Source organism: Pseudomonas sp. GW823-FHT02F05 (assembly GCF_058797315.1).
This window is the reverse complement of record NZ_JBXAJM010000003.1, coordinates 145528-157402: the sequence shown is the minus strand read 5'-3', so window position 1 is coordinate 157402 and position 11875 is coordinate 145528. Positions and strand designations below refer to the sequence as shown.

Sequence of the window (11875 nt, the reverse complement as noted above, 5' to 3'; positions counted from 1 at the left end):
TGAGTTTGTTGTGGCGAGCAAGCTTGCTTGCGCTGGGGTGCGAAGCGCCCCCAATAGCTGGCGACTGCTACGCAGTCGAGCGGGAGCAAGCTCCCTCGCCACAGCAAGCTCGCTCCTACGCAGTCAGCATCACGCCTATTCGTTGTGGAGATTGCCGTCATGGCCAACGAACTCTATACCCGTACCAATCAGAAAATTTACTTCGCGGGTTTATCCCTGGAGGCCCTTGGCCGTGCCGAGGAAGGGAAAGAGATGAACGCCATCGCGCTGGTACAGGCGGGGCGCGAAGCGGCGTTGTTCCACCTGTACGGTGCCTTGCTGGGGCTGTGCCATGAAATCGCCGGGTTCTACCGCCTACCCCAGGCCGGTGCGCCGCGTGCAGAAATGATCATGAATCGTGAAGTGCTGGACGCCATGGCGATCCCCGAGTTGGCCGAACTGGTGGAAATGGCCCAGAGCCCCGACAGTTGGGTGGCGCGGCTGCTCAAAGCACATGCGGATATGTTTCAGCCGCCGCGTATTCCCCATGTGCCCAAGGGGGATGTCACCCAGCCGCTGATCGTCGCCGTGGCCTTGGAACAGGATGAGCCCAAGCCTTTGAGCCGCGAAGAGTTGGAAGGCTGGCGCCAGGAGTTGAAGAAGATGGCGCTGCGCTTTCGTGAAGGGCTCAACGAGTGTTGAAGGAGTAAATGAGGGGGCTGGCTGCGCAGCGACGCTGAACCTGTGGCGATGGAGCTTGCTCCCGCGACGGCCGGACGGCCGACGCTTATCTACCTGACGCCCTAGGATCCAAATGTGGGAGCTGGCTTGCCTGCGATGGCGGCCTGACAGGCGACCCTGTTATACCGAGTACATATCCATTCCTGCGGTAACGGCCACTTAGGGTTCCGCCTGACGTGGGGTCACTTTCGAAAAGCGCGAAAGTAACCAAAGCGCTCTTGCCCCACCACTCGGCACCTCGCTTAGGCTCGGTGTGCCCGAACACAGCCTTGAATCCGTGGGCCGCCGCCACGCGCCATCCATGGCGCGGGGCGGCTAACCCGGCGTCCTGCCGGGTTACCCACGAATTCAAGCCTGCGTACGGCCAGCGTGGTTTAACGGGGCGTCTAAAGCCAGATCAAGATCACAAGCAGATCAAGATCAAGAGCGGCTCGCTTCGCATCGTGGTTACCGTTGGCTGCTACAGCTTGCAAAGTTCTGTGATGCCCATGCTGAGATAGAGGCGAGTCAGAAAAGCCCTGAGATAACTGACCCACCGCCATCGCAGGCAAGCCAGCTCCCACATTGATTAGCGTTTTGCCAGGGCACCATTCATCAAGCCGTCAACAAACCTGTCCATATCTCCTGCGAGGCTGGGTGGATGACTGATATAATCCCAGGCCTTTCGTGGAGAACAGACTTTTATGCCAACGTCCTTTCTGGAAATTGTTGAACTGCCTGACGGCCGAATCGAACTGCGCCGGGCGGAGGACGAGGGTTCTCTGGTTATTCTGGATTTCTCCGAAGACGCCAAAGTCTTCCTGCAAGGCCAGCACGTCGAAGTGGCTAAAGCCATGTTGAGCGTGGGTGTGCAGATGGCAGGTCGCCTTGCCGAAGGCGAGCCGGAGAAAGAAGAAGGGCCGCGCGTTCTTCACTGAGTCCTTCGTGAAGGCTGCTTCTGTGGCGCGCCCATCATTACCCCAATCGAATATTCAAACTCTGTGCATCACCCGTGCGCGCAGCGCTGATAAGTTGCTGCTTGGCGCTGGCATTCAGTGGGTTCAACCAGCTCACCACCGTATGGCTACGGCCCAGGCGCAAGGCTTCGCAAGTTAGTTGCTGGGCGCTTTGTGCGCCGCGTGGTTGCAGCAACAGGATACGCTCGCGGTTGAGTCCGGCGTCCCGCAGCCAGGCCTGGGTGAGGCTGGCGGGCGGGGCGATCAATGTCAGCCAGCGGGCGTCCTGATCTTCGCTCAATTCGCGCAGGATAGGTGCCAGCAGGTTCAGGCAGCTCTCAGCCGCACCGCGCAACGACAATTCACTGAACGCCTCAGGTTCGCCGCCCCAGGGGGCTTCGACCGTTTCCTTGAGGATTGGCGCAAGGGGCTGGGCCATGAAGGCCTCGAACAGCGACAGTTGTGTGTGTTGTGGGGTGTGCACGAGCTGCATGATGCCTCCTTTAACGGCGAATGACGCCGACACTCAAGCCTTCGATCACCAGGTCCTGGTCTTTCAGGTTGACTTCGATCGGGGCAAACTCAGGGTTTTCGGCCAGGAGCCAGACCTTGCTGCCTTCGCGCTTGAAGCGTTTGACCGTGACTTCGTCGCCGATACGGGCAACGACGATCTGGCCATTGCGGGCTTCGCGGGTGGTATGCACGGCCAGCAGGTCACCGTCGAAGATGCCCACGTCCTTCATGCTCATGCCGTGCACACGCAACAGGTAGTCGGCACGCGGATGGAAGAAGGTCGGGTTGATGTTGCAGGATTCCTCGACGTGCTGCTGCGCCAGGATCGGCGCACCTGCGGCGACGCGACCGATGATCGGCAATGTCGACTCGTCTGCCTTGGCTTCGAAGCCAGGGATGCGAATACCCCGCGAAGCACCGGGGGTCATCTCGATCGCACCTTTGCGAGCGAGTGCCTTGAGGTGTTCCTCGGCGGCGTTCGGGGACTTGAACCCCAATTCCAGGGCAATCTCCGCACGGGTAGGCGGGTAACCATTGTCATCAAGGCAGCGCTTGATAAAAGCCAGAATCTCAGCTTGGCGTGGCGTCAGTTTTAGCATGTTGATCGCTCTGTCTTTTTATACAGTGACTGGGATTATATACAGTGAACTGCGCTTGGCAATCATCCTTTTTGGCGGCTCCGCTGGACGGTCATCCGTCAGCCGTCCTACAGAGCAGAAGCGGCGCTGCCTACAGAGCTGCGAGGATATGATTAAATAGCGGTGAAACAGATGACCGACCAGCCGCAAAGCGGACCCGCAGGCTTGACAAGACACACTCTGAAACGTATGTTTCAAACAAGTGTTTGTCAGGCGGAGTAGCCATGGCCCAGTCGGAAACCGTTGAACGCATTCTCGATGCTGCCGAGCAATTGTTCGCGGAAAAAGGATTTGCTGAAACTTCATTGCGTCTGATCACCAGCAAGGCTGGGGTCAACCTGGCCGCCGTGAATTACCACTTCGGCTCGAAAAAGGCTCTGATCCAGGCGGTGTTCTCACGCTTTCTGGGCCCGTTCTGCGCAAGCCTCGACCGTGAGCTGGAACGCCGCCAGGCCAAGGCCGATCACAAGCCCAGCCTGGAAGAGCTGCTGGAAATCCTCGTGGAGCAAGCGTTGGTCGTGCAGCCCCGTAGCGGCAACGATTTATCGATCTTCATGCGCCTGCTTGGCCTGGCGTTCAGCCAGAGCCAGGGCCACTTGCGCCGTTATCTGGAAGACATGTACGGCAAGGTGTTCCGCCGCTATATGCTGCTGGTCAACGAAGCGGCGCCGCGTATTCCGCCTATCGAACTGTTCTGGCGTGTGCATTTCATGCTCGGTGCCGCAGCTTTCAGCATGTCGGGTATCAAGGCGTTGCGGGCAATTGCCGAGACCGATTTCGGTGTGAACACGTCCATCGAGCAAGTCATGCGCCTGATGGTGCCGTTCCTTGCCGCTGGCATGCGCGCCGAAACCGGCGTCACCGACCCGGCCATGGCCACCGCCCAGTTGCGCCCGCGCAGTAAAACCGTACCGGTCGCCGCCAAGGTTTGATCGCTGCGGGTGGGCGCGGTCGCTTGCATCCGCTAAGCTAGCCGCCATGCCGATTTCAGCTATTTATTCACAACCCGTCGTCCTTGCCCTGCCTGGTAGGGACCACGGGTTGTGTGCGTTATTTAAGGAAGGTTTATGACTGCTGCCCTGCAAGGTTCTTTGATGGTCGACGTCGCCGGTACCTGGCTCACGGCCGAGGATCGTCATCTGTTGCGCCAACCGGAAGTGGGCGGCCTGATCATTTTTGCGCGCAATATCGAGCACCCGCGTCAGGTTCGCGAATTGAGCGCAGCCATTCGCGCAGTGCGCCCGGACCTGCTGCTGGCTGTGGATCAGGAAGGCGGCCGCGTACAGCGTCTGCGCCAAGGCTTCGTGCGCCTGCCGGCCATGCGTGCGCTGGCGGATAACCCCAACGCTGAATACCTGGCTGAGCAGTGCGGCTGGATCATGGCCACCGAGGTGCTGGCGGTGGGCCTGGACCTGAGTTTTGCCCCCGTGCTGGACCTCGACTACCAACGCAGCGCCGTGGTCGGTACCCGTGCTTTCGAAGGCGACCCCGAGCGCGCTGCCGTGCTCGCGGGTGCCTTTATCCGTGGCATGAACAGCGCCGGCATGGCCGCCACCGGCAAGCACTTCCCTGGCCATGGTTGGGCCGAGGCCGATTCCCACGTCGCCATTCCCAATGACGAGCGCAGCCTGGAGCAGATTCGCGCCAACGACCTGGTGCCTTTCGCACGCCTGAGCAAGCAATTAGCCGCCGTGATGCCGGCGCACGTCATCTACCCGCAGGTCGATGCCCAGCCTGCTGGTTTTTCGCGTCGCTGGTTGCAGGACATCCTGCGCGGTGAGTTGCAGTTTGACGGGGTGATCTTCAGCGATGACCTGTCCATGGCCGGCGCCCATGTGGTCGGCGATGCGGGCAGTCGGATCGAAGCGGCGCTGACCGCTGGTTGTGACATGGGCTTGGTGTGCAATGACCGTGCGGCGGCCGAGCTGGCGCTCAGTGCAGCACAGCGGATGAAGGTCACGCCATCGGCGCGGATTGCGCGTATGCGTGGGCAGGCGGTTGCGTCGACTGATTACAAACAGGATCCGCGTTGGCTGACAGCGCTTACTGCGTTGCGTGATGCGCAGTTGATCGACTGAAAACCGAAGCGCGGCCATCGCAGGCAAGCCAGCTCCCACATTTTGATTTGTGAATACATTCAGGTGTGGGAGCTGGCTTGCTCGCGAAGGCGGCCTAACAGTCAGCGCTTCTCTTGCTTATTGGGCAACGGCGCAAACAACGCTTCAATCTCGTCATTGCCCAACTGCCAATCCCCCGTCGTTCGCCCATCCAGCACGCCCGCAGCCAGATCGGACTTCTCCTTCTGCAAATGCTGGATTTTCTCCTCCACCGTGCCCCGGGCAATCATCTTGTACACGAACACCGGCTTTTCCTGCCCGATGCGGTATGCACGGTCGGTGGCCTGGTTTTCCGTGGCCGGGTTCCACCAGGGGTCATAGTGGATAACCGTGTCGGCTTCGGTCAGGTTCAAGCCGACGCCGCCGGCCTTCAGGCTGATTAAAAAGATCTGCAACTTACCGCTCTGGAAATCCTTCACCGGTGTACGTCGATCCCGGGTCTGGCCGGTCAGCAGGGCGTAGGCAATGCCGCGCTTTTTCAGTTCGGCCTCGATCAGGCTCAGCATCGAGGTGAACTGTGAGAACAGCAGGATCCGGCGGCCTTCGGCAAACAGCTCGTCGAGCATGTCCATCAGGCTGTCGAGCTTGCCCGAGCTGCTACCACGGGCGGGCAGGGTGGCGTCGTTGACCAGGCGCAAGTCGCAGCACACCTGGCGCAGTTTGAGCAGGGCTTCGAGGATGATGATCTGGCTGCGGGCCACGCCCTTGCGGGTGATCTCGTCGCGGACCTTTTTATCCATGGCCAGGCGCATGGTTTCGTACACGTCGCGCTGGGCCTCGTTGAGGTCGACCCAGTGGATGATTTCGGTCTTGGGTGGCAGTTCGGTTGCCACTTGTTCCTTGGTGCGGCGTAGCAGGAAGGGTTTGATCCGACCGTTGAGGTGCTGCAATCGCACCTCGCTGGCACGTTTTTCAATCGGCACGCGGTAATCACGGTTGAAGCTCTTCACGTCGCCCAGCCAACCCGGCAACAGGAAGTGGAACAGCGACCACAGCTCGCCCAAGTGGTTTTCCAAAGGCGTGCCGCTCAGGCACAGGCGCTGGCGGGCATTCAGCTCGCGTGCGGCCTGGGCCGCCTTGCTGGACGGGTTCTTGATGTACTGCGCTTCATCCAGGATCAAGACGTGCAGGGGCAGAGCGGCGAGCTGTTCAATGTCCTTGGGCAGCAGGGCGTAGGTGGTCAGCAGCAGGTCGTAGTCATTCAGGTTGGCGAAATGTTTCTTACGTCCTGCGCCATAAAGTGCCTGCACTCTCAGCTGCGGGGTGAAGTGCGCAGCCTCATCGAGCCAATTCGGAATCAGGCTGGTAGGCATCACGACCATGCACGGCCGATCAAGGCGCCCTGCGTTTTTTTCGGTGAGGATGTGCGCCAGGGTCTGCAAGGTTTTGCCCAGGCCCATGTCATCCGCGAGTATCCCACCCACCTCCAGTTGGCGCAGCGACTGCATCCAGCTCAGACCTTCCAGCTGGTAGGGGCGCAAGGTCGCATTCAGACCTTCGGGCGCCACGCAGGTGAAATCCTTGATATCGCGCAGACGCTGGGCGAAGTTGCGGATCTTCTCGCCGCCTTCCCATTGCAGAGGCAGGTCTTCCAGCGGGTTGAGGCGTATGGCGTCGGCCCTGGCCAAGCGCAGCGCGGTGGTGCCGGCTTCCTGCAGGTAAAACTCGCCGAGGGTTGCCAGCACCGGCTTCAAGCGGCCGTAGGGCAGCGCCACTTGCAGCGGGCCGTGGCCGTTGGGCAGGCCGGGGATGTTCACCAGGATCAGCTCTTCATCGCGGCGCCGCGCCAGTTTCTCCGGGTTGAGGATCTCGGTATGAGAGCGCATCAGGTTCAGCAGGATCGGCAGCAGGCTCAAGCGTTCGCCGTTGACGATGATGCCCAGCTCCAGATCGAACCAATCGCGTTCCGGCCCTTCATCGACTGTGGCATACCAGTCATCGACGGGGCTCAGGTCAAAGCCGAAGTCTTCATCGATCTGCAGTTCCCAGCCCTCGGCACGCAAGGTCGGCGACACATTGAGGGTGAAGTTCAGCCAGGCACTGTCATTGACCATCTCGAACAGCTCGCCGGCACTTTCCGGCAGGGCCTTGCTCTGGCGCGTGGCGATCTTGAAGCCAAGCAGGCGCAGGTGTTCGCGATAGGCCTGCTCTTGCTCGGGTTGGCGCTTGATCCGCAGGCTCTGCGTCTCCTGGCGCACAATGATGTCGGCATTTTTTTGCCCGCTGACATAGTTGCCCAGGTAGTTGAACGACAGCGCCGCACGGTGCTGGATATAGCGCTGCATCTTGCCGTTGCGCGGCTCGAACGCGCTGAATTCCACGCTGGCCAGCCACAGGCGTGGCACCGGCTGCACTTCGTCCATCACCACCTGCGGCAGGACAACGCGGTTATCGAGCACGGCCTGGAGTTTTTCCAGCAGTTGCGCATCCTGGGCCGCTGCCGGGTAGGCCAGGGTTTCCTGAACCTTGAGCAGCACCGCCGCGATGTGTTTGCAGTTGGTGTGCACCGGGCACGTGCAGCGGCTGTCCACCAGGATCAGCAGGCCCTTGGCCGATTCGCGCAGTGAGATGGTCTGGCGGTAAACATTACCGCCCGAGCCTTCGCAACTGGCGGTGATGGTGCTGTCGCCGCATTCGACGATGCGCACGCGGTTCTCCAGGGCGTAGCGCCGCCCGCGTTCGAGGCTTTGCTCTTTGAAGCGATTGGCCCACGAAGGGGCCAGGGGTTTGGTCAACGACGACGTCAGGGGCATGGCGCGCAATCAGTCCTGAAGGTCGGGCGGTGGTGCGCTGGGTGGCTTGGCGGTCAGCGAGGTGATCTTGATCAGCAGCGCCAGGTGGCCGCCGTCCAGGTAGTTGAGCTGGTTGTTCTTGGTGCGCACGTCTTTCTGGCTCAAGTGTTCGCTGGTGATCACGCTGCCGTTGTCGTCGAACTGGTTGATCCAGAAATCCGCGTCGATATCGGTAAAGCGCCCCAGTTGCAGGCTCAACACCCCTTCGATAGGGAACTGGCCGAACTGCTCCTGACCGTCGGTGATCGCCACCTTCACCGCTTGCTCGCCCAGCTTCTGTTCCCAGGCCTTGTGGGCGAGCACCGTGTAGTTGGTGTCGGCGCGCAGCTTGTCGACGATATTGCCCAGGCGCGGCGGGCTCATCCGCTCACCCAGGCGCGGCGCTCCGGCATCCCAGTTTTCCGGCGCGGCGCGGCTACTGATCACCGGTTCTGCATTCTGGCGCACCAGGATCATTTCCACCTGATACAGGCTGTCGGCAAAGGCCGAAGGTGCGAGTACCACCAACAACAGGCTCAAAATGCGGAACACGCGCATGGGGGCGTCCTTAAACGGATTTCGGAATGAGGCGTTCAAACAGCGCCTCCAAGGTGTTGAAGCGTTCTTCGGCACGTTCCATCGGCACCATGAACTTGAACAGCGTAGCCCCTTCGAACTTGTAGCGGTTGGGCTGGCCCTGGATCAGCTTGATCAGCACCAACGGGTCGACCGGTGTCTGCGCTTCGAATTCGATACGCCCGCCTTGCGGCCCGGCGTCGACTTTCTTGATGCCCAACTGCTCGGCCTGCAACTTGAGCAGGGTCAGGCGCACCAGGTTCTTGGTCGGTTCCGGCAACAGGCCGAAACGGTCGATCATCTCTACCTGCAAGTCCTTGAGGCCTTCTTCGTCGGCCGCCGAGGCAATGCGCTTGTACAGGATCAACCGTGCATGCACATCCGGCAGGTAGTCTTCGGGAATCAACGCCGGCAAGCGCAGGTTGATCTCCGGGCCGCCGCCCAAGGGTTGGTCGAGGTTAGGTTGTTCGCCTTTGCGGATGGCTTTTACCGCGCGTTCAAGCATCTCCATATACAGCGTGAAACCCACCGCCTGGATCTGCCCGCTCTGGCCGTCGCCGAGCAATTCACCGGCACCCCGGATTTCCAGGTCATTGGTGGCCAATACAAAGCCGGCCCCGAGGTCCTGGGTATTGGCGATCGCTTCCAGGCGTTTTTCCGCATCGGAAGTGATCTGCTGGCGCGGCGGTGTGAGCAGGTAGGCATAGGCCTGGTGGTGACTGCGCCCGACGCGACCGCGCAATTGGTGCAGCTGCGCCAGGCCGAACTTGTCGGCACGCTCGATGATGATCGTGTTGGCGCTCGGCACGTCGATGCCGGTCTCAATGATGGTCGAGGCGATCAGCACGTTGAAGCGCTTGTGGTAGAAGTCGCTCATCACCTGTTCGAGTTCGCGCTCGCGCATCTGCCCGTGGCCGATGGCGATACGGGCCTCAGGTACCAGTTCGGCGAGGTCGGCGGCGCATTTCTCGATGGTTTTCACATCGTTGTGCAGGTAATACACCTGGCCGCCGCGCAGCAGTTCGCGCAGCAGGGCTTCCTTGACCGTGCTCTTGTTCTGCTCCATCACGAAGGTGCGCACCGACAGGCGACGCGCCGGTGGCGTGGCGATGATCGACAGGTCGCGCATGCCCGACACCGCCATGTTCAGCGTGCGCGGAATTGGCGTGGCGGTGAGGGTGAGGATATCGACTTCACTGCGCAGGGCCTTGAGCTGTTCTTTCTGGCGCACACCAAAGCGGTGTTCTTCGTCGATGATCACCAGGCCCAGGTTCTTGATCTTCACATCGTCCGACAGCAGCTTGTGAGTACCGATGACGATGTCGATTTTGCCCTCGGCCAGATCGGCGACGGCGGCATTCACTTCCTTGGCGGACTTGAAGCGGCTCATCACCTCCACGGTCACCGGCCAGTCGGCAAAGCGGTCGCGGAAGCTGTTGTAGTGCTGCTGGGCAAGCAGGGTGGTTGGCACCAGGATCGCCACCTGGCGACCGCCGTGCACCGCAATAAAGGCAGCGCGCATCGCCACTTCGGTCTTGCCGAAGCCCACGTCGCCACACACCAGGCGGTCCATCGGCTTGGGCGCGAGCATGTCGGCGCGCACCGCTTCGATGGTGGTTTGCTGGTCCGGGGTTTCTTCGAAGGCGAAGCCGGCGCTGAAAGTGGCGTAGTCGGCTTTCGGGTCGGCGAAGGCATAACCTTCGCGGGCAGCACGGCGGGCATAGATGTCGAGCAGTTCGGCGGCCACGTCGCGCACCTGTTCGGCGGCCTTGCGCTTGGCTTTCTGCCAGGTCTCGGAGCCCAGGCGGTGCAACGGCGCCAAGGCGTCGTCGCTGCCGGTGTAGCGGGCGATCAGGTGCAGGTTGGCCACCGGCACGTAGAGCTTGGCGCCCTCGGCGTATTCCATGGTGAGGAATTCGGCGGCCTGGTTGTCGATCTCCAGAGTCTGCAAGCCCAGGTAGCGGCCTACACCGTGGTCGATATGCACCACCGGCGCGCCTTCGCGCAGCTCGGTGAGGTTCTTGATCACCGCGTCGTTGTTGGCATCGGCGCGTTTTTCCCGGCGCCTGCGCTGCATCACGCGCTGGCCGAACAGCGGGCTTTCGGCGATCAAGGCCAGCGCCGGGTCATCCAGCTGCAGCCCTTCGTCCAGCGGCGCGATGGTGATTGCCAGGCGTTCTTTGCTGGCGACAAAATCCGGCCAGCTGTCGACGGTTTTTGGCCGCAGCTTCAGGCGTTCCAACAGCTCCAGCAGCACTTCGCGACGCCCGGCGGATTCGGCGGTAAACAGCACGCGGCCCGGGAAGTCACCGAGGAAGTTAGACAGCGCCTCCAGCGGTTGCGTGGCTTTGGCCTGGATCGCCAGATCGGGCAACGCGCTCGCCGGGAAACGCTCGCGGCCGCTGCCGGCGTCCACGTCCTGCTGGCTGGCGACCACACGCGGCCAGTTTTTCAGGCGCGCGAAGCAGTCTTCAACTGGCAGGAACAGTTCAGCGGGCGGCAGTAAAGGCCGTGATGGATCGACGCGGCGTTCTTCGTAGCGGTTGCGCACATCGTTCCAGAAGTTTTCCGCCGCCTGTTCGATACCCGGCAGGGAGAACACCTGGGTGTCCTGCGGCAGGTAGTCGAAGAGGGTGGAGGTTTCGTCGAAGAACAACGGCAGGTAGTACTCGATACCGGCAGGTGTAATCCCGCTGCTCAAGTCCTGGAAGATCGGGCAGCGACGGAAGTCCACATCGAAGCGCTCACGAAAGCGCGCCTTGAAGCGTGTTACCGCGTCTTTTTGCAACGGGAATTCCCGCGCCGGCAGCAGCTTGATCGAGTCGACCTTGTCGATGGAACGCTGGTTCTCCGGATCGAAGGTGCGCAGCGTCTCGATCTCGTCATCGAACAGGTCGATGCGGTACGGCAACTTGCTGCCCATCGGGAACAGGTCGATCAAAGCGCCGCGCACCGCGAACTCACCGTGCTCGTACACCGTGTCGACGCAGCGGTAGCCGCTGGCTTCCAGGCGCGTGCGCATCTGCTCGACGTCGAGCTTCTGGCCCACGTCCAGCACCAGGCTGCTGCCGAGCAGGAACTTGGTCGGTGCCAGGCGGTGCAGGGCGGTGGTGATCGGCACCACCAGCACGCCGTGGGCCAGTTCGGGCAAGCGGTACAGGCTGGCGATGCGCTGGGAGATGATGTCCTGGTGCGGCGAGAACAGGTCGTAGGGCAGGGTTTCCCAGTCGGGAAAATGCAGCACCGGCAAATCCGGGGCGAAGAAGCTCAGCTCCTGCTCCAACCGTTCGGCACTTTGGCTGTCGGCGGTGAGCAGCAGGGTAAAGCGCTTGGCTGCGCTGGCAGCCTCGGCTATGGCCAGGCTCAGGGCGGCACCGGGCAGGTTGCCCCAGTGCTGTTTACCTGCCGCGGCAGGGAGTAACGGTAGACGCAGAACGGGCACGGAAGGTTGAGCTCCAAGCGTTGCGACAAAGTCGGTAATTGTAACGGCCCCAGGTGCCGCCTGTCAGTTGCTGACTGTGCCTATTACGGTTTGCAGGAAATGTAGTGGCTAAGACAAACAATGGCGGGTTTTGACTCAATATGTAGTGCCAAAAAGCGCGAAT

The 11875-nt window shown here is 61.3% G+C and carries 9 protein-coding genes; 4 read left to right on the top strand and 5 right to left on the bottom strand.

Annotation, left to right across the window (positions count from 1 at the left end; all coding sequences use genetic code 11):
* Positions 1-159 precede the first annotated feature (159 nt).
* Together AC1RAC_RS05820 and AC1RAC_RS05815 are read left to right on the top strand one after the other, a co-directional pair.
* Entirely contained in the window at positions 160-681 is a 522-nt protein-coding gene (locus tag AC1RAC_RS05820) for a DUF6586 family protein (RefSeq protein ID WP_054898792.1), read from the top strand.
* A gap of 722 nt (positions 682-1403) precedes the next feature.
* Positions 1404-1637 carry a hypothetical protein gene (locus AC1RAC_RS05815; RefSeq protein ID WP_003189656.1) on the top strand — a complete coding sequence of 78 codons (234 nt, stop codon included), beginning with the start codon at positions 1404-1406 and terminating at the stop codon, positions 1635-1637.
* 37 nt (positions 1638-1674) lie between these two features.
* Here AC1RAC_RS05815 and sulA read toward each other — a convergent pair whose 3' ends face one another.
* Positions 1675-2148, bottom strand: coding sequence for an SOS-induced cell division inhibitor SulA (gene sulA, locus AC1RAC_RS05810; protein ID WP_005786162.1), 474 nt, complete (start codon positions 2146-2148; stop codon positions 1675-1677).
* Positions 2149-2158: 10 nt separating this feature from the next.
* A complete protein-coding gene (gene lexA / locus AC1RAC_RS05805) occupies positions 2159-2767 on the bottom strand; it encodes a transcriptional repressor LexA (RefSeq protein WP_003172575.1) in 609 nt (202 codons plus the stop codon).
* A 263-nt stretch (positions 2768-3030) separates the two neighbouring features.
* On the opposite strand from lexA, the gene AC1RAC_RS05800 reads away from it, so the two are divergent.
* Positions 3031-3738 (top strand): TetR/AcrR family transcriptional regulator, encoded by a 708-nt coding sequence (locus AC1RAC_RS05800; RefSeq protein ID WP_034126647.1) that lies wholly within the window; start codon positions 3031-3033, stop codon positions 3736-3738.
* A gap of 135 nt (positions 3739-3873) precedes the next feature.
* Complete coding sequence (gene nagZ / locus AC1RAC_RS05795; protein ID WP_492616382.1) at positions 3874-4884, top strand: beta-N-acetylhexosaminidase; 1011 nt, start codon at positions 3874-3876, stop codon at positions 4882-4884.
* Between the two features lie 101 nt (positions 4885-4985).
* Here nagZ and AC1RAC_RS05790 read toward each other — a convergent pair whose 3' ends face one another.
* The 3 genes from AC1RAC_RS05790 to mfd are packed head-to-tail and all read right to left on the bottom strand — an operon-like array spanning position 4986 to position 11712.
* A complete protein-coding gene (locus tag AC1RAC_RS05790; protein ID WP_492616381.1) occupies positions 4986-7676 on the bottom strand; it encodes a DEAD/DEAH box helicase in 2691 nt (896 codons plus the stop codon).
* Between the two features lie 9 nt (positions 7677-7685).
* Entirely contained in the window at positions 7686-8252 is a 567-nt protein-coding gene (locus AC1RAC_RS05785) for a CsiV family protein (RefSeq protein ID WP_492616380.1), read from the bottom strand.
* A gap of 10 nt (positions 8253-8262) precedes the next feature.
* Entirely contained in the window at positions 8263-11712 is a 3450-nt protein-coding gene (gene mfd, locus AC1RAC_RS05780; protein ID WP_057975694.1) for a transcription-repair coupling factor, read from the bottom strand.
* Positions 11713-11875: the final 163 nt, after the last annotated feature.